A 21,672-nucleotide genomic window follows, 5' to 3' on the forward strand; every position below is an offset into this window, starting at 1 on the left:
CAGGCCGCCAGAGCCTAAATCTCAGCCGAAAACGCGCTTGAAGATCGTATCAACATGCTTGGTGTGATAGCCAAGATCGAATTTTTCGCGGATCTGTTCTTCGGAAAGTGCTGCACGCACTTCCGCGTCACCGAGCAGTTCTTCGAGGAAGTCTGCACCCTGTTCCCAGACCTTCATGGCATTACGCTGCACGAGGCGGTAAGAATCTTCACGCGAAACGCCAGCCTGTGTGAGTGCGAGCAGAACGCGCTGCGAATGCACAAGACCACGGAACTTGTTCATGTTTTTCAGCATGTTTTCCGGGTAGATCACCAGCTTTTCGACAACGCCAGCCAGGCGGTTCAGCGCGAAGTCGAGTGTGATAGTGGTGTCTGGGCCAATCGCACGCTCAACGCTCGAATGCGAAATATCGCGTTCATGCCAGAGAGCGACATTTTCCATCGCAGGCACAACCGACATACGAACCAGACGGGCGAGGCCGGTCAGGTTTTCGGTTAGAACAGGGTTGCGCTTGTGCGGCATCGCCGACGAGCCTTTCTGGCCGGGCGAGAAGAACTCTTCTGCTTCCAGAACTTCCGTGCGCTGCATGTGGCGGATTTCAATGGCTACGTTCTCAATCGACGAAGCGATAACGCCGAGCGTTGCGAAGAACATGGCGTGACGGTCGCGCGGAATAACCTGCGTTGAAACTGGCTCTGCTTCGAGACCGAGCTTTTCGCAGACATATTCTTCAACGCGTGGATCGATGTTGGCGAAGGTGCCAACAGCGCCCGATACGGCACCGGTCGCGATTTCTGCGCGTGCCGCAACGAGACGCGCGCGGTTGCGTTCCATTTCGGCGTAGAAACGTGCGAAAGTCAGACCCATTGTGGTTGGCTCGGCATGGATGCCATGGCTGCGGCCGATACGAACGGTATCCTTGTGTTCAAATGCGCGCTTCTTAAGCGCTGCAAGCACACGATCCATGTCTGCGAGAAGCAGATCAGCTGCGCGAACGAGCTGCACATTGAGCGTGGTGTCTAGTACGTCCGACGAGGTCATGCCCTGATGCACGAAGCGGCTGTCTGGGCCGATGAATTCTGCCAGATGCGTCAGGAACGCGATGACGTCATGTTTGGTGACGGCTTCGATTTCGTCGATGCGCGCAACGTCGAACTTGGCGGCATCACCCTTTTCCCAGATCGTCTTTGCGGCTTCTTTAGGGATTACGCCGAGTTCGGCAAGCGCCTCACATGCATAGGCCTCAATTTCGAACCAGATGCGGAATTTGGTTTCGGGAGACCAGATGGCGACCATTTCTGGTCGGGAATAGCGCGGGATCATGGGCATATCCTGTTTTGGCGGCCCGTCTGCCGGGCTGCAGGTCTTGGGTAAAGGGAATGCGCGGTGTTTAGCAGAGCCTGATGCTCAGCTCAACGCACTCCCCCGGAAAAGTGGCTTCAGTTTATCGTGCAGCTTCTGCTGCTTCGCGAATGGCTTTGATGTTAGCGGCATAGCTCTCAACCGAGTTGCCTTTGTAAACGGCAGAACCCGCAACGAGAATATTTGCACCGGCTGCAACAACCGATCCGGCAGTCTCAGGCGTGATGCCGCCATCCACTTCGATATCGATCGGGCGGTCGCCAATCATCTCACGCACTTGGCTGATCTTGTCGAGCATCGGCGCAATGAACTTCTGGCCGCCAAAGCCCGGATTGACCGTCATGACGAGAACGAGATCAACATCATCAATGACGTTGGTCAATGCTTCGACAGGGGTTGCTGGATTGAGCGCCAGACCAGACTTTTTGCCCAAAGCGCGGATGCTCTGGAGCGAGCGGTGTGTATGTGCGCCAGCTTCTGCGTGGATTGTGATGAGATCGCAGCCAGCATCCGCAAATGGTTCAAGATATGGATCGCAAGGCGCGATCATCAGATGCGTGTCGAAGAAAGCCTTGGTGCGTGGACGAATTGCTTTCACTACCTGCGGACCGAACGTGATGTTCGGCACGAAATGACCATCCATAACGTCGATATGAATCCAGTCGGCACCGGCTTCAAGCACGGCATCGACTTCTTCTCCCAGACGCGCAAAGTCGGCGGAAAGGATGGATGGGGCGATAGCGATAGGACGCATGGTTGTCTCCCTTGCAGGATGTTTTCACATCATAAAATAAAAATGCGTCCGGCCAGTTTTGACCGAACGCAGATATTGAGTCTCTAGCCCCAACGCTTGTGGAACCACATCCACTGGCCAGGATATTCGCGCACCCATTCCTCAACGGTATCGTTGAGAAGCTGCGCGGTCGCGGCGATATCGATCTCGCCTTTTTCGTCGCGTGGCAGCTCCATGCGCTCTTTCAGCTCAAGCCGATATCGACCGCCAGGCAGGCGTATGCAGCGCGCCGGATAGACATCGCAATCATACTGTCGCGCGAGTTTGGCGAGCAACGGATTGGTTTTTACCGGGCGATCAAAGAAGGTGGAGGGAATGCCACGCTGGAACTTCTGGTCCACCAGCATCCCGACATTACCGCCAGCATCCAGAACACGCGCCAGCGACCAAGCGGCACCGGCCTTTGATGGCACCAGATGTCCCATATTGGTTTTGCGTGCTTTGAGGACGGTCTTCGCAATATAGGGATTGTTCGGCGGGCGGAAGAGGGCTGTTACATCGAGACCAAACGTACCGGCACAGATCGGCAGAAGCTCGAAATTGCCGGTATGTGCGGTGAAAAAGATATGCGGCTTGGTCTCGTTGCGGAGACGCTCGAAAATCGGAATGCCGTCAACTTCGATAAGACCGGGCTCGGTCGCATTGGGATCAAAATCGAATATCGCATCGAGAAAGATATATTCCGCGAAAAGACGCGCCATCGAATCCCACATTTCGACGGCGATCTTTTCAATTTCAGCATCGCTCTTCTCAGGATAGGCAAGGCGCAGATTGTTGGTTGCCACCTTGTGCCGTGGCGTCAGTGGTCCCACCTTGCGTGCGAACCATGCAGAAAAGCGGATTGCGCTTTTCGCAGGCAGGAGACGCAGCAGCGCCAGAGCCATAAAGACGGCCTGCGCCCAAAGCCAGTAGTTGAACTGCTTGAGCTTACGCGACCATTTGAAGAGAAGAAGCTTAATCTTGAACATAAAGGCTTAGTCGATCTGCAACACGATCTTGCCGAACACGTCGCGGCCTTCCATGCGCTTGAGAGCCGTACCGATGTCGTCAAAGCCGACAATGGTGTCGATCACTGGATGAACAACGCCCTGCGCCATTTTCTGCATCGCATCAGCCATGTTTTCCATGCGGCAACCGAAGGAGCCGAGGATTTTAAGCTGCTGCTGGAAGAGCTGCATCAGGTTCATATTGGTTGAAACACCGGAGGTCGAACCACAAGTGACGAGACGCGCACCGCGCTTCATGCAGAGCATTGAGCCTGCCCATGTGTCGGCACCAACATGCTCAAACACAACGTCAACGCCCTTCTTTTTGGTGAGCTTACGCACAACACCTTCAAAGCGGTCAACGCGGTAGTTGATGACGTGATCGGCACCCAGCGCCTTGGCTTTTTCGATCTTATCGTCAGAGCCAACCGTTGTGATGACTGTACAGCCCATCTTCTTGGCAAGCTGGATCGCAGCCGAACCAATGCCGGAACCGCCAGCCTGAACCAGAACGGTTTCGCCCGGCTGGAGTTTCGCATTGTCAAACAGCATATGCTCGACCGTACCAAAGGTAACAGGAGCGACCGCAGCGCCAATGGCGTCAACGCCGGGAGGTGCTGGAACGAGCAGACGTGCTGGCAGATTAACGGCTTCACAGGCGAAGCCATCGAGATGGAAGCCATGAACGCCGCCTACGTGTTCACAGAGATTATCGCGACCTTCGCGGCAGGCCTTACACAGACCACAGGTGCGTGCGCCATAGATCGACACGAGCTGGCCTGGCAGAACATTTGATACGCCCGGGCCGATTGCATCGACAATGCCGGAAGCTTCCGCGCCGATAACCAGTGGCATCTTACGCTTGGCAAATGCCATGCCGCGCCAGCCCCATACGTCGATATGGTTGAGTGCGACGGCCTTGATACGGACCGTAACTTCGCCATTGCCGGGTGCGGCAGGCGGAGCAATATCGGTCATTTCAAGGCGACGATCGTCGAGGAGCTGTAGGGCGCGCATGAATTTATCCTTTTCAAGACATAATCCCGGGCAGCGTTTCGCTGTCCGGGATTACCGAGAATATATAACTGCAGATCCGATTAATTCGGATTTGCCGTCAAAACAAGGCTCGTGTTCTGTCCACCAAAGCCAAATGAGTTGGAAAGCACGGCAGAAACCTGTCCATCACGCTTAACATTTGGCACGACATCCAGCGGAATTGCCGGATCTGGATTGTCGTAATTGATGGTCGGAGGCAATGTGCCGGTTTCAATCGTCAGCAGCGAGAATACGGCTTCAATCGCACCAGCGGCGGTCAGTGTGTGACCGATCATCGACTTGTTGGACGAAACAGGGATCGAAGAAAGCCGTTCACCAAACACGGTTGAAAGGGCAAGATATTCCATCTTGTCATTTTCAGGTGTCGAAGTGCCGTGAGCATTGACATAGGAAAGCTGATCTTCGGTCAGTCCCGCATCTGCAAGTGCTGCGCGCACTGTGCCGATTGCCGGTGAGGCATCCGGCTTGGAGCGGGTGCGATGGAAATCATCAGCCTTTTCACCGCAACCAGCGAGAATGCCGAGCACTTTTGCACCGCGTGCGATGGCGCTTTCAAGCGATTCCATAACCAGAGCGCCGGAGCCTTCAGCCATGGCAAAGCCGTTACGATCCTTGGAGAATGGCTTGGATGCCTTTTCCGGCTTGTCATTCTGCGTGGACAGCGCCGATAGCAGAGAGAAACGGATCAGAGCTTCTGCCGAGACCGATCCGTCGGTACCGATTGAGAGAACACGATCACTTTCGCCGCGACGAATGGCTTCAACGCCAAGCTGAATCGCAGTTGCGCCCGAAGCACATGCGGTCGACAGAGTCACCGGCAGGCCGCGTGTGCCAAAAGCCTCAGACAGACGCTCGGCAATGTAGCCGAACTGCGTCGTATTGAAGAGGGCATCCTGACGGGCACGGCGGCAGGCTTCGAGCAGAAGCTGATAGCTTGCGGGGCCTTCATCCTTGATGCTGGCATCAAGTGCAAAGCGGCTTTTCCAGTCGAGTTCAACCGGAGGGGCTGCGAGGAAAAGCGGTCCGCCGAAATTGGTCACTGAAAGACCGGACTGGGCGAGGGCTTCTTCACCGGCAAGCCGTGCAAGCGCTTCCGAAAGAGGTGATGCACCAACTTCGCTTTCAGGCAGAAAATCAACAGTACCCGCAAAGCGCGTGTTGAGATTATCGGATGGGAAGCGTGTGATTTTATGAATGCCGGAACGCCCACCGGTCAGTGCAGCCCAGTTGTCTTCCTTGCCCTGCCCAAGGGAGGAAACAACGCCTGCACCGGTAATTGCAACGATGGGACGGCCGAGATGGTCTGTATATTTGGTCATCTTATGCTCTCACCAGCTTTGCAGCACCTTCAGCGCGTGTTGCGCCAATGGTGGTGACGATGGCTTCACTGACGGCTCCGTCTATGGCCTTCTCAGATGGGCCCGATGGAGCAAACGCTTCGCCCTTCCAGACGGAAATGGCTGCAAGTGCCAAGGCCAGCGGGAACTGCGCTTCGCGCAGGTGGCCGGTCAGGCTTGCAACGCCGCGATATGCGGCTGAAACGCCTTCAAGAGCTGCTTTTTCAGCGGCCGTTGCTTCATGTGCACCGGAAGCGCCGGAGACAACATAGCCAGGCTCTGCGCCGCCATTGGCTGCGAGCACCAATTCATGCACGGTTTTGGCAAGATCAGCCGCATCGCGGCGGATCTGCGCGCTTTCGATGCTGGCAATCTCTGCATAGGCGCGTGCACCGCGTTTTTGCGCATGGTCTGCGCTTTCGAGCACGAGGAAAACCCCGCCAGAGCCGGAAATCATGCCGCCACCGGCGCTGCCTTCACGTTCCCAGAGCGATGTCCAGCCGTCGTGCTTGAGCAAGCCGCCAAGCTCGTGACCGAGAATCATGTCGAAATGTTCGGAATTATAAGAGCCGCCGACCAGCGCATGGGTGCTCTGGCCTGAACGAATACGTGCAGCAGCCGTTTCAATCGCCGCGATGCCGGAACCTTCTTCGCCCATGAAGGTACGGGAAGAACCAGTCACTTTATGGACGATGGAAATGTTGCCTGCCAGCAGATTGGAAAGCTGGGCAAGAAACAGGGTAGGGCGCAGCTCCGTCGACAGCTTTTCGTTGAGCATCACACCGCGATTGTTGCTGGTGCGACCTTCTTCTAGGATCTGCATATCGACAGTAATGTCGCGCTCGCCGCCACCGGCACCCACGATCATATCCATGCTTGCGCAAAGCGCTTCGTCGTTTTTGATACCTGCATCGTCAAGTGCCAAGCCTGCCGCATAGGTTCCAAGTCGCTGCCATGTCTCCATTTGGCGCTGGTCGCCACGCTTGGGGATTTGCAAACCCCAGTCGACTTCGCCAAGCGGATGAACTGTGTAAGGCGCAAAGTTTTCTTTTTCGAGGCGAGGTTCAGTACCTGCCTTGGAGAAAGCGTTCCAATGCGCATCCAGTCCTTCGCCTAGCGAGGAGATGATGCCAATGCCGGTTATGACGACTTTATTGCTCTGCATGGTTCGGTCTGCCCGTAAATGCTGTGCTCAAGAATGCTTGCTTGTTCCAGAAACGGAATCAGGGCGAACACGGATGTTCACCCTTCAATACCGTCAGCTTGCGTGGCTGTTCAGCCCTTCTTGGCTGCGACCAGCTCGTCAATCTTGGCGCAGAGGTTCTTCAGAACGAAGTATTCTTCGGTCGGAGCCTTGCCTTCGTTAACTTCCTGCGTCCACTGTTCCAGCGGAATCTTGATGCCGAAAGCTTTGTCGATAGCGAATACGATGTCGAGGAAGTCGAGGCTGTCAATGCCAAGATCGTCGATGGTATGGCTATCCGGCGTGATGGTGTCACGGTCGAGTTCGCTGGTTTCGGCGATGATGTCGGCGACTTTGTCAAAAGTAGAGGACAAGTTTCGATTCCTTTATTCGTGCAATGCCTCAATAGGCATGCGTCTGAGTATCTGCGCGTGTCTAGCGTGTTTCCGGCGATAGGGAAAGTCATATTGCTTTCACAATAGCCAGAGCGTTAATTGCGCATATAAGGTGCCTGCTACGCGAAGCGCAACATAAAGCGAATTACAAATTTTTGAAATATTGTTGGAAAAGAGTTGTTCACGGTTCGCTTCTTACTCGCTTTATGAAGTACCAAAGCCCGACCGCAGTACAGGCAAGCATCACAATCGCGAGCGCATATTGTACCGGTCCATTGCCGGAAGCGATGGCTGCGAGACCTGATGCCGCACTTCCCAGAGTTCCCAGTGCTTCGGGGTGTTTAAGCACAGTCTTAACCGCCGTATCACATTGCTTTGCTTTGGGTGAGGCATTTGCATTCGGTTTGGCAAGTTCTGTTACGGTTGGTGTCGCTGCCAGCATCAATGCGCGTGACCGAACCCGTTCAACCCGGACCAGCCAGCCCGCGCCAAATGTCGAAGCTGTGGACAATCCTTTAAGCCAGGCGGCGCGAGCATCGCAAAGCGCATTGATAACCGCCTCGGGAGAGCGGCCGGAAAGGGCGGAAATCGTTTTGACGCCAATGACCCCATCCTGGGGCATGTTGAGGGTGGCCTGCAATGTTTTGGCAGCTCTTCCGGGGCCGGAGTTCACCGCAAAGTCGAACACAGCATAATCAATACCTGACGGAAGACTGTCACCGTCGATCTTGTTCCAGAATTGCTGTTGGTAGATTTTCGTTGCGGTTGAGCTTGAAAGGCTCTTCACGTCGGCAGCCGAAACTGTATGGCCTTCCCATGCGGAGAGTGTAGATAGAGTAATTCCCATATTCGTGGCGCCGCCGGGATCGCGAGGATTGTCAACATAGCCACCTTCTTCACTAAAAATGTAGGGTATAACTTTCTGGAAATTTTCCTTCATTGCTAGAATTCCTAATTTATATAATGAAGATAAAGTAAGTATTTTTAGTATGGTTATTTTAAACTATCATGTGACGGAATAATATTTATTTGTTTCTGTATTCCTCGAATAAAATTGGGTCGTAATTTGATCGGGGTAAAGCGGGTCTCGATAAGATTATTCTTCAATTAGAGATGTTTAAGCCGGAGTGGCGATTGAATTTTTTCAAGGCGTGGATAGCGCCAGCATCTTGAGACCCCCTTGGTATAGCGCGCCGATTTGATGCATTCAGATCAAAATGCAATGCAAGGGTTAGTGTTGCTGCGAAAGCCTCTTGCGCAGGCTCGAATGATACGGCTTGATGCGGCTCTCATAAATGCATCAAAACGGGCGAACAAAGTGACATCGGAAATTTTCGGATATGCACCGGACGGGCAGGCGGTTCATCGGCTTACGATCGCAAACGGTCCACTTGAAGCAAAAATCATTACATGGGGCGCATCCATACAGGATCTCCGCATGCAAGGGCATGATGCTCCTTTGGTCATAGGTTATCGTGACTTTGCGGATTACCCGGCGCATTCGCCCCATTTAGGCTCGATTGCCGGCCGTTTTTCCAACCGCATCCGCAATGCGCGCTTTGTGCTCGACGGAAAGGTCTATGAGGTAGAGCCGAATTTTCAGGGAATCCACAATCTGCATGGCGGCAGCAAAGGTCTCGGAAATCGTGTCTGGAAAATCACCGGCTCAGGTGCTGATTTCGTGACACTTGCGACGCTTGCGGCTGATGGCGAAATGGGTTTTCCGGGTAATCTCAACGTGAGCTGCACTTATATGCTCAACGCAAAAGGCACGTTGATTGTGCGTTTGGAAGCAGTGACCGATAAGCCAACAGTCTGCAATCTCTTGCATCATAGCTATTTCAACCTCGACGACGGCGGCGAAGGCGATATTCTCGATCACCAGCTCAAGATTGAGGCTGATGCCTATATGCCGGTCGATGAGGCACTGATTCCTGATGGGCGTGTTTTGCCAGTCAAAGGAACGGCTTATGATTTCCGGGATTTCCGCCCTATCCGTTTCGAAGAGGACGGCAAACAGGTCGAGTATGACAGCAATTTCTGCATGACGGCTGCGCGCGGCCCGTTACGGCCATGCGCTTCCGTTAAAGGAGCTCGCTCAGGGATTAGGCTTGATATCGAGACGACAGAACCTGGCGTTCAGTTCTACGCGGGCAATACGATGGCGAATGATTGCATTGGCCTGACCGGAAAGCCTTACGGCAAACATGCAGGTTTTTGCCTTGAGCCGCAGGTCTGGCCCGGTTCTCTCGAATATCCATACGTGCCGCAGGCAATTCTCCGTCCGGGCGAAGTTTACGCCCAGACAAGCCATTTCACTTTTTCGCGGGATTAAATCACGCTGAATAAGCGGCGCGCGCTGTTTCCATGGGAGCAAGCGCGCCGCGGATTTCAACGACCCGAGCCGCAACTGCGTGGGCTTTGTGGGCAGCATCGACAGGTGACAGGCCTTCGAGGCGTGCAGCAAGATAACCGCCGTTAAAGCTGTCGCCAGCGCCTGTCGTATCAACGGCATTGGCTTTCACCGACGGAACAAGCGTTTGTCTGCCATCGGCAATGATGAGCGCAGGTTCGGTGCCGTCTTTGACCACGATTTCCTTCACACCCAATCCGATCAACCGATCAGCGCAGGCTTGAGCGGTTTCATCGCCAAATAGTGCCTGTTCGTCGGGGAAGGTCGGCAGGGCAATATCCGCGATCGTCATTGCTTCGCTGATGATCTTTTTCGCTTCTTCCCGATCTGGCCAAAGCTGGTGACGGAAATTGGGGTCAAAAGCAATAAGCGCGCCTTCCGCGCGGCATTCGCGCAGGGTTTCAAAAAGCGTTTCCCGGTGTTCTGCAAACACAATTGCTACCGAAATGCCGGAGAAATAAATCATGTCGCGCCCGGCAAGGCTGGCCTTCAGCGCCTGACGGTCGCTTGCAAGGCGCTTTGCAGCGGCATCGCTACGCCAATAGGTAAATGAGCGCTCCGCACCATTGAGTGTGATCGCATAAAGCCCGGGGTGTACGCCCTGAATGACCGGGCTTTGCGCAATGCCAATGCCATTGGAAGCAAGGAATGCCCGTTGCTTCTGCGAGAAATCGTCCTCACCGAAGGCACTGACGTAGTCCACGGGGTATGATTGCTCGGTCAGAGCGCGCATGTACCAGGCCGTATTCAGCGTGTCGCCGGCATATCCCATGCGCCATTGATCGCCATCATTGCCTGAAAGCTCGATCATGCACTCACCGATCGACGCAAAACCACCCATAGTCATCTCCTCATTTCTAACCGGACGTAGGCCTATACCAATTTGCCGTGATGTAAAATCCCGATGTCATCTACCCTTTATCGACTTGCCACATTCCGCGTGTAAGCATCGCGCCAAAAGAGGAATCACTATGCGTTACGCGATTTATTTCACGCCGCCGTCGGGCGATGCGCTTCTTAAAGTGGCCGCAAACTGGCTTGGGCGCAGCGCGTTTAGCGGTGAGGCGGTAAAGGTTCCGGCGATTCGCACTCTCGCCGCAGAAGATGTCGCAGCATTGACCGAAGAGCCGCGTCGTTATGGTTTTCATGGGACGCTGAAAGCGCCTTTCCGGCTGGATGAGGCATATCAGGAGAGCGATCTGCTTTCGGCGCTGATGTATTTTGCGTCATCAAGCGCACCGTTTGTTATCCCGCGCTTGAAACTGCAGGGCATTGGCCCGTTCTTCGCACTTGTGCCTGAAGAACCGGTTGCAGAGCTCAATCAGCTCGCCAATGACATTGTAGTGTCATTTGATCGTTTTCGTGCGCCTTTGCGTGACGCGGAAATCGCCAAACGCCGTCCAGAGCGTCTCAGCGAAGCGCAGCGGCAGAATCTTGACCGTTGGGGCTACCCTTATGTGTTCGACGAGTTCCGCTTTCATATGACGCTCACCGGTCCGGTGGATGAGAAGCAGCGCTCACAGGTGGAGCGCACGCTCGACGATTTTTTTGCACCCGTGCTGGAGGATCAGGTCGAGGTAGCCAATCTGGCTTTGTTCGTTGAACCAGAAAAAGGTGCACCGTTCGAGATTCATTCGCTGCATCCGCTGACGGGTGGTAATAAGGTGTCGAAACGGTCTTCGCGGGCCGTGGGGAGGCCTTGAGGAATGACGACGGAAACAGTTCTTAAAAATGCGAATATCGTGTTGCCTGATGAAGTTATCATCGGCACCGTTAAAATCGTTGATGGCATTATTGTCGATATCACGTCTGGTTCGTCCGTATCTGGCGAAGATATGGAAGGCGATTATCTGACACCCGGTCTGGTGGAATTGCACACCGACCATTTGGAAGGCCATTATGCACCGCGCCCGAAGGTGCGTTGGAACCCGATTGCAGCAGTTCAGGCCCACGATGCGCAGATTGCAGCTTCCGGTATTACGACCGTGTTCGACGCATTACGGATCGGCTTTGATCAGGAAGCGCAGACGGGTATCGATGATATGCGCAAGTTATCTTCGGCAATTGCTGAAGGTCGGGAAGCGGGGCGCTTGCGTGCGGATCATTTTCTGCATTTGCGCTGCGAGGTTTCAGCGCCTGATTGTTTGAGCGCATTCGAGCGCTTTGGCGTTCACCCACTGGTCAAGCTTGTGTCGCTGATGGATCATGCACCCGGACAACGCCAGTTCACGGATATCGAGACCTACAAATCTTATTACATGAGTAAGCTCAAGGTCTCGGAAGAAGAGTTCATTCGCTATTGCGAAAAGCGCATGGGGCAATCGCAGCAATATTCGGCATCGACGCGCAAAGCGATTGCCAATGCCTGCACGGAACGTGGCATTGTCCTTGCCAGCCATGACGATGCAACTGTGGATCATGTTGCAGAAGCAACGGAGCAGGGCATTCGCGTGGCTGAGTTTCCGACCACGCATCTGGCCGCAAAGGCATCGAAAGAATCCGGGATGTCTGTTCTGATGGGCGCGCCAAACGTGGTGCGTGGCGGTTCGCATTCCGGCAATGTTTCGGCGCGAGAACTGGCCGAAGCGGGTCATCTCGACATCATTTCTTCGGATTATATTCCGGCAAGCATGATGCAATCGGCGTTTTTCATGGCTGACGTGATGGATGCAATCACGCTCCCACAAGCAATCAAATTCGTTTCAAGCAATCCCGCGAAGGCTGTTGGTCTTCAGGACCGAGGCGAAATTGCTATTGGTAAGCGTGGCGATCTGGTGCGTGTGCAGATTGCCGAGCATGTGCCGATCATCCGTACTGTTTGGCGTGAAGGACGGCGCGTGATCTAGAGCGCATCCCGAAAAGTGCGAAGCGGCTTTCGGAACAAGATGCGCTTAAATACAAATGGGTAGAGCATTTCCAATAGCTCAATCGAAACAGGAAATGCTCTAGAGAGCCGTGCGCCCTGTTGGGCGCACAAAGGTCGCTCTTAAAGCGTCATTCTCATCATATCAAATAGTGGCGTCTGCCAGCGAAAGTATTCCTGTTTCAGCATCTACTGACAGCTTCAACTCTTTATAGCTGTTGATGCTCTTATGCGATGTTTCTGGTGAATGCGGATGTGTGGCAGTCACAACAACGACGCGTGCGCCAGCAGTTTCGCCGGCAACAATGCCCGCAGGCGCATCTTCAAACACAAGACAATTGTGCGGATCGAAGCCAAGCCGCTTTGCGCCCAGCTGGAAGCATTCAGGGCTTGGCTTTCCGCGCTGAACATCTTCCGCGGAGACGATTGTTTTTGGCATTGGAAGGCCAGCAGCCTGAAGGCGACGGCGAGCCAGCTCGATTGGCGCAGAGGTTACGATTGCCCAGCGGTCTTCGGGTAGCGAGTTCAGGAAGTCCAGCACGCCTTCAATCGCGACGATACCATCAAGATCTGCCATTTCCGCATCAAGCAGGATTTTAGCTTCCGTATCTGGATCAAGATGTGGCAAGCCGAGCCGACGGACAGTATCGACCGCACGCACGCCATGAATTGTTGGAACAAATGTTACCGGATCAATGCCATGACGGATGGCCCATTGGCCCCAGACGCGCTCGGTTGCAGCAATAGAGCTAAGCACAGTGCCGTCCATATCAAACAGAAAGGCGTCGAACGGCTTATCGAAGGGGGACAGATCGGTCAAAATAAGGTCCTCGGAATTTCATGCCAATTGTGGGCCAAGAATCGGGTGGGTTTGTTCGTCAGAGATCATAATGCGGAAATGCGAGCAAAGTCACAGTATTCGACGGATGAATCGCGTTTGTCATGGCGTGAGTATGAAAAATCGGATGCGCCACCTATATTGAGAGTGCTGGATCTGGCGACAAAACTTGATCATTTGCCATCTTTGTGGCTTTTTGCGCCACCTGACACCACCTCTAAAAGACGAGAACGAATAGCGGCGTGAATCGCTTTCTCAGGATTGTTGTTTAAATGACTGAAATAACAGATAAAAATCGCAACTATCCGGATTATCGGTTTTCGGTCGCGCCAATGCTCGACTGGTCTGACAGGCATTGTCGCTATTTTCATCGCCTGTTTTCCAAACATGCGCTGCTTTATACGGAAATGGTTGTGGCTGACGCGGCGATCCACGGCCCGCGCGACCGTCTCATGGGGTTTGACAATACCGAGCATCCTATTGCTTTGCAGCTCGGTGGCTCTGATCCCGTAAAATTGCAGGAAGCGGCACGCATCGGCGAAGGTTTCGGTTACGACGAAATCAATCTGAATGTCGGATGTCCGTCTGATCGCGTTCAATCGGGAACGTTCGGCGCCTGCCTGATGCAGACACCTGATATCGTTGCGCGTTGCGTTGCGGCCATGAAAGAGGTTGTTTCTGTGCCGGTCACGGTGAAGTGCCGGATTGGCGTTGATGACCAGGATCCAGAAGCTGCACTTGATGCCGTTGCAGATCAGGTGCTTCAAGCGGGCGCAGATGCGCTTTGGGTTCATGCCCGCAAAGCATGGCTGAAAGGCCTGTCACCGAAAGAAAACCGCGATATTCCGCCACTTGATTATGACCGTGTTTATCGCCTCAAACAGCGCCTCAACACGCCGTTTGTGGGCATCAATGGCGGTATAGGCACGCTGGAAGAGGCTGCTTTGCATCTCAACCATGTAGATGGCGTCATGTTGGGGCGTGCCGCTTATCATAATCCGGCGCTTCTGGCTGACGTTGACCAGCTCATCTATGGTAGCGCCGAAAAGCCGAAAGACATCGCCGATGTTATTGAAGCCATGTGCGAATATGTCGACCGGCATATTGCCGATGGAGGCAGACTTTCGCATATCGGTCGCCATATGGTTGGCCTGTTCATGGGGCAACCCGGTGCACGTCGTTGGCGCCAAATATTATCGACCGATGCGACCAAACCCGGTGCAAACAGCGATGTGTTGCGTCAGGCTTATGCGTCCGTCATCGAAGCGTGCAACGAAGCAGCCTGATTAGAGCGCTGATTTGATTCATTCAGATCGAAACGCGCTCTAATCCATCATGATCAGCTGGTCGCCGCGAACGCTGAAACCACCAAGGGTCTGCAGGAAGTTCATGCCGAGCAGGCTGCCGGTCATTAAACCTTCCTGTGTCACCATCGCACGAATATTGTGCCGCTGAATGTCGCCGATCTGTAGGGTCGCGATTGTGATGCTGGCTGCAGTCGCTCTGCCGTTAGCCGTATTGATCGGCACATTATAGGCAAGGGACGATGTGTCGATACCTGCTCGCTCGGCATCTTCCTTGGAAAGCACCACTGATGATGCTCCCGTATCGACAAGGAAATGCACGCGGGCATCGTTGACGCGGCCATTGACTTCAAAATGTCCGTTAGCCGATTTTGCCAGTGTGACTGTCAGTGATCCATCAGATGCACGACCAGAAATCGGGCTGCCTGGAATAAGGCCAGCAGTTATGCGACTTCCAACATCCTGAAGCTCATAGCGATATTGATAGGCTGCAACGAGACCGAGAATAATGACAGCCCAAACAGCCATGTTGCGCACGAAATCGGTAAGTTTGATACCGGAGCCGAGCAGACCAGCTGCAAGCACAACGCCCCATATGCCCATATAGGCGGCTTGACCGAAGGCGTCATTGGCAATGCCAAGCGTTGTGCCGCTGTCATTATTGGCCATCAGTAGCAAAATAACGACTGCAATGGCTGCAATCACAATCCAGAACAAACGCCCCATCAGCCTTCCTTCTTTTCCAGTCTTTCATGTCGCGTCGGTAAAAGCGCCATGATTGCTCGCCGTTCGTCTTGGCCCATGGAGGACCACTCGGCAATTTCATCGAGTGTGCGGGCGCAGCCAAGACAGAATCCTGTCCGACTGTCGATTACGCATACCAGAATACATGGCGATTCGATTGTTGCCGTGTTCATGAAATGAATGTGGTTTCCTCAAAGCGCGCTGACAAGGCCAAGCAGCACTGCAGCAACGCCAATCTGTTGAGCGGCACCCAGTGTATCACCTGTTTGCCCGCCAATTTTTGCAGTGCAGAGCTTTGCAAAGCCGAAGATCAATACAATGCTGAAGAGCAGTGCTTTGATAAAACCTGCAAGACCGGCGACCGGAATAGCCGTCACAATAAGGATGCCAAGTCCCAGCGAACAGGCGCAGACGAGGGTTTCCCAGCTTGGTTGCCCAAGGTTATCAGCGAGCCCACCGGGGCGTGCGGATGGCAGCCCATACCAGAGCGATAGCATAGCAGCGCGGCTTGCAGCTTCTGCACCGATAAGCGCAAGTGCTGCATAGCACGGACCTGCGCGATCAATGATAGCGGCCAGCAGTGCCACCTTGAGGCCTGTCCAGATGATGAGTGTCAGTGCTGCAAAGGTCCCAATGCGTGAGTCCTTCATGATGTCGAGGCGACGTTCTGGGTTGGATGAGCCAAAAAAGCCGTCCGCTGTATCACCCAGCCCGTCTTCGTGCAGTGCGCCGGTCATGGCGGCCAGTGCGCCAACGGCGATTAGGCCCGAAACAACCGAAGGCAGGCCGAGATGATCTGAAACCAGAAGGGCGATACCTGCAAAAAGGCCAAGAACAGCGCCAGCCAAAGGAAACGCGCGCAAGCTTTTTCGGAGCGAATCGCCCATGCTATCTTCAGTTGTGGTCAGCCAGTTTTGAGGCAATGGCAAACGGCTAAGAAAGCCCAGAGAACGAAATGTGTCTCTTATAAAGCTATTTCGCTGCAACTATTTGCTCCGCTTTAAAACTACAACGTCGACTGGGTCGAATATTTGCGGCCAATAAGGCTTGGCGCAAAGAGGTGATTTGAAAATTTGATTAAGTGCTTATAGGACGAGCACAACAGTTTTGCATCCTCCATTGATTGATTGGACTAGACGATATGAGCGCCAGTGGCCTTCCTTTTGACGATTTTCGCGAACTCATCCGCAATCTGCCGGGGCCTGATCTTGGTGCCGAAGCAACTGTACGAGCACGAGACGCCACTCTGACCAAGCCTGCTGGCTCGCTCGGGCAGCTTGAAGAAATTGTTGCCTGGCTGGCTGCATGGACCGGCAAGTCCATACCGCAGATCAATCGTCCGCTTGTCGCAGTTTTTGCTGGTAACCACGGCGTAACTGCCAAGAACATCACGCCATTCCCATCAAGCGTTACTGCGCAGATGGTGGAGAATTTTGCGGCTGGCGGTGCAGCAATCAATCAGATCTGCATTGCACATGATCTTGGCCTGAAGGTTTTCGATCTCGCACTGGAGCATCCGACGGGCGATATCACTGAAGAAGCCGCAATGGACGAACGTACCTGTGCTGCTACCATGGCATTTGGCATGGAAGGCATTGCGGGCGGCACGGATCTTCTTTGCATCGGTGAAATGGGGATAGGCAACACCACGATTGCCGCTGCAATTTCTTTGGCGCTTTTCGGCGGCACTGCTGAGGATTGGGTCGGGCCAGGCACAGGTTCAACTGGTGAGCTTCTGCAACGCAAGCTTGCTGCTGTTCGTGCCGCGGTCAATCTTCATCAGGATCACCTCAAAGACCCGCTGGAAGTGCTGCGCCGTCTGGGTGGCCGAGAAATCGCTGCTATGGCAGGCGCAATCCTCGCTGCACGCATGGAGAAAATTCCGGTTATCGTCGATGGTTTTGTCGCAAGTGCCGCAGCAGCAGTACTTTATGCAGCAAATCCAACGGCTGTCGACCATTGCCTGTTCGGCCATGTATCTGCTGAACCGGGCCACAGGCTGCTTCTGGAGAAGATGGGCAAAAAGCCACTTCTCGATCTTGGGATGCGTCTTGGCGAAGGTACTGGTGCTGCTTTGGCTGCAGGGATCGTCAAAGCCGCAGCGCTTTGCCATAGTGGAATGGCAACATTTGAACAAGCTGGTGTCACAAGTTCCACAAAATGAACACAAAAAAGCCCGGAGTTTTCCGGGCTTTTTTGTGGCTATAAGCGTTTAATTGCTCTCTTTATCGAGCACCATGTAGTCAAGCGGCAGCTCGGTCGTGTACTTGATTTGCTCCATCGCGAACGACGAAGAGACGTCACGAATTTCGATCTTGCCGATCAGACGCTTGTAGAAAGCATCATATGCAGCAATGTCTGGTACCGCTACGCGCAGAAGATAATCAACGTCACCGCTCATGCGGTAAAACTCGATAACTTCAGGAAATTCCTGAACCACTTCCGAGAAGCGCTTGAGCCATTCATTGCTGTGCGAGCTGGTGCGGACAGAGACGAAGACCGTTACGCGCGTGTTGACACGCACTGGGTCGAGAATGGCGACACGGCGTTTAATGACGCCATCTTCCTCAAGTTTCTGGATGCGGCGCCAGCAAGGGGTCGTGGATAGGCCAACCTTTTTGGCGACATCAGCGACCGCCAAAGTTGCGTCTTCCTGCAGTAAGCGCAGTATTTTTCTATCGAGCCTGTCCATACGTTTTTAATCCCGGTATTAGAAATCGTTTCCCGAAGTGTCCGGATGAGTGAAACTTCATACCTTATCGTTTGCATTCGCCCGAATTTACAGGAAAAAAATTCCATTGAGAACTGAAGTTCTAAAAATTATTTTCCGGGATCAATGAGTTTGCGTATTTTCTGCTGAAGAGCTGGTACGGTTTCCGCATCAAACCACGGATTTCGTTTAAGCCAGCCACTGTTGCGCCACGATGGATGCGGCAGAGGTAAAACCGTTCGACCGTCGGCATTCGGCGTTTCCATGAAGCTGCGCCAGTTCTGAACCGTTTCGGTGAGGCTGGTTTTGCGCCACTCAGGCAAATGATAGGCAAGGGCGTATTGCCCGACGACGAGAATGAACTCAAGTTGCGGCATGGATGTAAATACGCGGTCATGCCACGTCTGCCGGCACTCTCGGCGTGGAGGAAGATCTCCGCCATGTTTGTCATAGCCTGGAAAGCAAAAGCCCATTGGCACAATCGCAAAACGTGCGGGGTCGTAAAACTCTTCTCGCGTGGTACCGAGCCATTGCCGCAGACGATCGCCTGATGGGTCGTTGAAGGGCAGGGAGCTGTTATGCACGCGAATACCCGGCGCCTGCCCGCAAATGGCTATGCGTGCGGTATCCGATATGATGCAAACGGGATTGGGTTCGTGCGGCAAAGGCGGCAGATATTGAGGCGTGTCACGACAAATACGACACGCCTGGATCGAGTGTCTGAGCTCGTCCAGATTTTTCATTATCGCAGTGCCGCTCCGCATCAGAGTGAATTAATAAACGAAAATAGCCGATCTTTGATATAGTTGATGGTGCCGCTGATTACATCGGTTGATGGTGCCTCATGGCCTGTTTCGGGTTCAGCATTCGGCTTTTGGTGTTCTCTGCGCCATTGAAAGGGCATTTCAAAGCTGCCAGCCCATATTCCGCGTTTCTCGCGACGGGCGGAAGCTTCAGCGCTGCGATAGTCGCCATAGGAAACCGCCCAGCCTTGTTCCACCATCCACTGGTTGAGATCCGTATCGCCCAGATAGCAATTTCCGAGATCTCGACCATATTTATCAAAGCCTTCTTTTTCACACCGAATCGCGGCTTTGCCGATTCTGATTTTCAGCGCATCGCGGGCATCTCGACCGCAGGCATAGTCACTGCCTTCGATCCGACAGGTCTGCTCCATCTCAGGTGCGTCGATACCGAGAAGGCGGATATGTACCTTATTCAGTATGACTGTATCGCCATCAATGACATAGACTGATCCTGTCGCAGATTCCCGCGGCTGTCGGTTAACAGGTAGGGAAACAATGACGGCCCCAAGAACTAAAAAGATTAGTGAAGTTAAGAGGATGCCGCCAAATCCTCCACCCTTTTTTCGGCTTCTTGTTTGATATGGCCGCTTATAATAGCGCCGCCTTTTGTTCATTGTTTCATGCCCCCAATCGCGCCCCACACTTAACGCATCTGCAGCTTTTTGCGAAGTTCAGCGTATTTTGGATTGAAGATGCACGGCAACTTATTGGGATCAACTCAGAGCGGTTTTGTGTTGATTCAGCAACAGTCTTTACCATTGCTTTAGTCTAAAAAGACGGGACACACATTTTGCCCATTTCCCGCCACAAAGGCACGTCACCGGATAGGAAAGGCAAAAGCTATTAAACACTTCTGGGAAACTTTGGTTCCCTCAGGACAGGCGAAAAATGAAGCAAGGCGCATTGTTATATAACGATCCGTTTTCGAGCAGTGGAAAGACTGCCTCAGCTTCTTTTTCTTATGCGCACAATAGCCGAGCTTTTTTCCGTCAAAATCGGGTCTCAGTGTTGACGAAAAGACAATGCATTCTGTCGTTTATGTCATCAACTTCCACCCAATGTGAAAGACCAGCGTTGTGATGCGTATCCGCAGTTTTTCATATCCCCTTATCGCTGCGGCACTTGGCTTGGCCATTGTATGCAACAGCGCTTCGGCTTTTGATTTAAACGATGACTCGGAAAAATCACGCAGTCCGTTTGAGCTCTTCAAATTCGGTTTCTCCGCTTACAAAAGCGGCCATAAGGACGAAGCCATCAAAGCTCTTCGTTATGCTGCTGAACGCGGTCATCAGGGCGCTAAGTGGAAACTGGCTCGCATGTATGCCGACGGTGACGGTGTTGCCGAGAATGACTACGAAGCTTACCAGATTTTTGAAAAGATCGTCCGTGACGGTGCAGAACCAGGTTCCGAGAACGAGCCTTATGTTGCTGACGCGCTGGTCGCGCTTGCTGGTTACGTGAAAGTAGGCATCCCGGGTTCCCCGGTGAAGTCCAATCCAAAGTTTGCTCGCGATCTTTATGTGCAGGCAGCGTCGAATTTTGGCGATTCGGCTGCCCAGTATGAGCTCGGCAAGATGCTCCTGGATGGCGAAGGCGGTGAACGCAACTCGGTTCAGGCTGCTGGTTGGTTCCAGTTGGCTGCCAAAAAGGGCAATGCCAGTGCCCAGGCAATGCTTGGAAACATGCTCTTTCAGGCTGGCAAGACCGTTCGTGGTCTGGCTATGCTGACCGCAGCATTTGAACGCTGCCCCACGGAAGATTGCACCTGGATCCGCGATATGCAGGAACAGGCATTCTCAATTGCAGGTGAAGCAGATCGCCGTAATGCCATTGCTCTCGCAGGCGACTATGCCGTCAAGGGCGACTACTAATCATGCTTTATTCCTTGAACTGATCCAAGTTTAAGGAATTATGCTCTATAAATTTGTTTTTACGCGCATCTTGCTCCGATAACTGCTTCGCCCTTTTCGGGATTCACTCTAGCGGTGTGATTACACCGCCAATGTGACTGTGACCGGAACATGGTCGGACGGCTTTTCCCACGCTCTGACGTGCTTCTCTATATCCGCAGCAACAAAATGGTTGGCCGCTTCTGGTGAGAGCATCAGATGGTCGATGCGAATGCCATTATTTTTCTGCCAGGCTCCCGCCTGATAATCCCAGAACGTATAGACGCCATCTTCATCAGTTGAAGCGCGCACAGCTTCCGTGAAACCCAGATTTTCAAGTCGGCGAAACGCCTGACGTGATTGAGGTTGAAACAGCGCATCGCCCAGCCACTGCTGCGGGTTCTTCGCATCGTTTGGCTCTGGAATGACGTTATAGTCACCGGCAAGTACTAGCGGTTCTTCGAGCTCAAGCCTGTCTTTGGCCCATGCTTCAAGGCGCTGCATCCAAGAAAGCTTGTATGGAAATTTTTCTGTGTCGATCGGATTGCCGTTTGGCAAATAGAGCGAGACCACACGGAGAACGCCCTTATCTGTCGAGAATACCGCCTCGATAAAGCGCGCTTGTTCATCGCTATCGTCGCCCGGCAAGCCACGATTAACCTCGTCAGGCGACTTCTTGGACAGAATCGCAACGCCGTTGAAGCCTTTCTGGCCGTGCGTTTCCACATGATAGCCGAGCGCTTCAATCTCCAGCCGTGGGAACAGTTCGTCCACCGACTTGATTTCCTGAAGGCAAGCAATGTCAGGCGACGACTCCTTCAGCCAATGCTGGAGGTTTTCGATACGCGCCTTGACGCCATTAATGTTCCATGTCGCGATTTTCATCTGCAAATGATTAGGCGGAAGACGAGGCGAGGGCAAGCGCCGCTCACTCTCCATCACAGAATTTCGCCTCTGTCTGATAATTATTCAAATGCCATTTGTATTGCCGCT

The 21,672-nt window shown here is 53.4% G+C and carries 23 protein-coding genes; 6 read left to right on the forward strand and 17 right to left on the reverse strand.

Annotated elements, in window-relative coordinates:
- Positions 1–21 precede the first annotated feature (21 nt).
- The 8 genes from KMS41_04085 to KMS41_04120 form a co-directional block, all read right to left on the reverse strand.
- Positions 22–1,323 (reverse strand): adenylosuccinate lyase, encoded by a 1,302-nt coding sequence (locus KMS41_04085; GenBank protein ID QWK78427.1) that lies wholly within the window; start codon positions 1,321–1,323, stop codon positions 22–24.
- Between the two features lie 121 nt (positions 1,324–1,444).
- Positions 1,445–2,116 carry a ribulose-phosphate 3-epimerase gene (locus KMS41_04090; GenBank protein ID QWK78428.1) on the reverse strand — a complete coding sequence of 224 codons (672 nt, stop codon included), beginning with the start codon at positions 2,114–2,116 and terminating at the stop codon, positions 1,445–1,447.
- A gap of 83 nt (positions 2,117–2,199) precedes the next feature.
- A complete protein-coding gene (locus KMS41_04095; protein ID QWK78429.1) occupies positions 2,200–3,123 on the reverse strand; it encodes a lipid A biosynthesis lauroyl acyltransferase in 924 nt (307 codons plus the stop codon).
- A 6-nt stretch (positions 3,124–3,129) separates the two neighbouring features.
- Positions 3,130–4,158: a zinc-binding dehydrogenase gene (locus tag KMS41_04100; GenBank protein QWK78430.1), complete on the reverse strand. Its 1,029-nt coding sequence runs from the start codon at positions 4,156–4,158 to the stop codon at positions 3,130–3,132.
- Positions 4,159–4,238: 80 nt separating this feature from the next.
- On the reverse strand, positions 4,239–5,516 hold the full coding sequence (locus tag KMS41_04105) for a beta-ketoacyl-ACP synthase (protein QWK78431.1): 1,278 nt from the start codon (positions 5,514–5,516) through the stop codon (positions 4,239–4,241).
- A gap of 1 nt (position 5,517) precedes the next feature.
- Positions 5,518–6,699 (reverse strand): beta-ketoacyl-ACP synthase, encoded by a 1,182-nt coding sequence (locus KMS41_04110; protein QWK78432.1) that lies wholly within the window; start codon positions 6,697–6,699, stop codon positions 5,518–5,520.
- Positions 6,700–6,809: 110 nt separating this feature from the next.
- Positions 6,810–7,091: an acyl carrier protein gene (locus KMS41_04115; protein ID QWK78433.1), complete on the reverse strand. Its 282-nt coding sequence runs from the start codon at positions 7,089–7,091 to the stop codon at positions 6,810–6,812.
- Positions 7,092–7,293: 202 nt separating this feature from the next.
- A complete protein-coding gene (locus KMS41_04120) occupies positions 7,294–8,052 on the reverse strand; it encodes a glycoside hydrolase family 108 protein (protein QWK78434.1) in 759 nt (252 codons plus the stop codon).
- Positions 8,053–8,430: 378 nt separating this feature from the next.
- On the opposite strand from KMS41_04120, the gene KMS41_04125 reads away from it, so the two are divergent.
- Complete coding sequence (locus tag KMS41_04125; GenBank protein QWK78435.1) at positions 8,431–9,447, forward strand: galactose mutarotase; 1,017 nt, start codon at positions 8,431–8,433, stop codon at positions 9,445–9,447.
- Between the two features lies 1 nt (position 9,448).
- Here the strand turns inward: KMS41_04125 and KMS41_04130 are convergent, their stop codons facing one another.
- Positions 9,449–10,366 carry a sugar kinase gene (locus tag KMS41_04130; protein QWK78436.1) on the reverse strand — a complete coding sequence of 306 codons (918 nt, stop codon included), beginning with the start codon at positions 10,364–10,366 and terminating at the stop codon, positions 9,449–9,451.
- Positions 10,367–10,496: 130 nt separating this feature from the next.
- Here KMS41_04130 and KMS41_04135 point away from each other — a divergent pair, with 130 nt between their 5' ends.
- Positions 10,497–11,228, forward strand: a complete 732-nt coding sequence (locus KMS41_04135) for a DUF1045 domain-containing protein (GenBank protein QWK78437.1) — start codon at positions 10,497–10,499, stop codon at positions 11,226–11,228.
- 3 nt (positions 11,229–11,231) lie between these two features.
- Positions 11,232–12,371 carry an alpha-D-ribose 1-methylphosphonate 5-triphosphate diphosphatase gene (locus KMS41_04140; GenBank protein ID QWK78438.1) on the forward strand — a complete coding sequence of 380 codons (1,140 nt, stop codon included), beginning with the start codon at positions 11,232–11,234 and terminating at the stop codon, positions 12,369–12,371.
- Between the two features lie 162 nt (positions 12,372–12,533).
- Here the strand turns inward: KMS41_04140 and KMS41_04145 are convergent, their stop codons facing one another.
- Positions 12,534–13,208, reverse strand: coding sequence for an HAD family hydrolase (locus KMS41_04145; GenBank protein QWK78439.1), 675 nt, complete (start codon positions 13,206–13,208; stop codon positions 12,534–12,536).
- Between the two features lie 290 nt (positions 13,209–13,498).
- On the opposite strand from KMS41_04145, the gene dusA reads away from it, so the two are divergent.
- Complete coding sequence (gene dusA / locus KMS41_04150; protein QWK78440.1) at positions 13,499–14,512, forward strand: tRNA dihydrouridine(20/20a) synthase DusA; 1,014 nt, start codon at positions 13,499–13,501, stop codon at positions 14,510–14,512.
- A gap of 39 nt (positions 14,513–14,551) precedes the next feature.
- On the opposite strand, the gene KMS41_04155 is transcribed toward dusA, so the two are convergent.
- Genes KMS41_04155 through KMS41_04165 form a run of 3 tightly spaced genes read right to left on the reverse strand, consistent with a single transcriptional unit; the run spans position 14,552 to position 16,260 of the window.
- Complete coding sequence (locus tag KMS41_04155) at positions 14,552–15,256, reverse strand: TIGR02281 family clan AA aspartic protease (GenBank protein QWK78441.1); 705 nt, start codon at positions 15,254–15,256, stop codon at positions 14,552–14,554.
- A complete protein-coding gene (locus KMS41_04160; GenBank protein QWK78442.1) occupies positions 15,256–15,447 on the reverse strand; it encodes a DUF1289 domain-containing protein in 192 nt (63 codons plus the stop codon). Before KMS41_04160 ends, KMS41_04155 begins: the two co-directional genes overlap by 1 nt.
- 18 nt (positions 15,448–15,465) lie before the next feature.
- Entirely contained in the window at positions 15,466–16,260 is a 795-nt protein-coding gene (locus KMS41_04165) for an adenosylcobinamide-GDP ribazoletransferase (GenBank protein ID QWK78443.1), read from the reverse strand.
- Positions 16,261–16,415: 155 nt separating this feature from the next.
- Here KMS41_04165 and cobT point away from each other — a divergent pair, with 155 nt between their 5' ends.
- A complete protein-coding gene (gene cobT / locus KMS41_04170) occupies positions 16,416–17,438 on the forward strand; it encodes a nicotinate-nucleotide--dimethylbenzimidazole phosphoribosyltransferase (protein QWK78444.1) in 1,023 nt (340 codons plus the stop codon).
- A gap of 48 nt (positions 17,439–17,486) precedes the next feature.
- Here cobT and KMS41_04175 read toward each other — a convergent pair whose 3' ends face one another.
- The 3 genes from KMS41_04175 to KMS41_04185 form a co-directional block, all read right to left on the reverse strand.
- Entirely contained in the window at positions 17,487–17,966 is a 480-nt protein-coding gene (locus KMS41_04175; protein ID QWK78445.1) for an Lrp/AsnC family transcriptional regulator, read from the reverse strand.
- A gap of 128 nt (positions 17,967–18,094) precedes the next feature.
- On the reverse strand, positions 18,095–18,727 hold the full coding sequence (locus KMS41_04180; protein ID QWK78446.1) for a uracil-DNA glycosylase family protein: 633 nt from the start codon (positions 18,725–18,727) through the stop codon (positions 18,095–18,097).
- A gap of 20 nt (positions 18,728–18,747) precedes the next feature.
- Positions 18,748–19,404, reverse strand: coding sequence for a thermonuclease family protein (locus KMS41_04185; protein ID QWK78447.1), 657 nt, complete (start codon positions 19,402–19,404; stop codon positions 18,748–18,750).
- A gap of 465 nt (positions 19,405–19,869) precedes the next feature.
- Here KMS41_04185 and KMS41_04190 point away from each other — a divergent pair, with 465 nt between their 5' ends.
- On the forward strand, positions 19,870–20,661 hold the full coding sequence (locus tag KMS41_04190; protein QWK78448.1) for a sel1 repeat family protein: 792 nt from the start codon (positions 19,870–19,872) through the stop codon (positions 20,659–20,661).
- A gap of 120 nt (positions 20,662–20,781) precedes the next feature.
- Here the strand turns inward: KMS41_04190 and xth are convergent, their stop codons facing one another.
- Positions 20,782–21,564, reverse strand: a complete 783-nt coding sequence (gene xth / locus KMS41_04195; GenBank protein ID QWK78767.1) for an exodeoxyribonuclease III — start codon at positions 21,562–21,564, stop codon at positions 20,782–20,784.
- Positions 21,565–21,672 lie beyond the last annotated feature (108 nt).

Origin of the sequence: Ochrobactrum sp. BTU1 (assembly GCA_018798825.1) — a bacterium.
Taxonomy (GTDB): domain Bacteria; phylum Pseudomonadota; class Alphaproteobacteria; order Rhizobiales; family Rhizobiaceae; genus Brucella.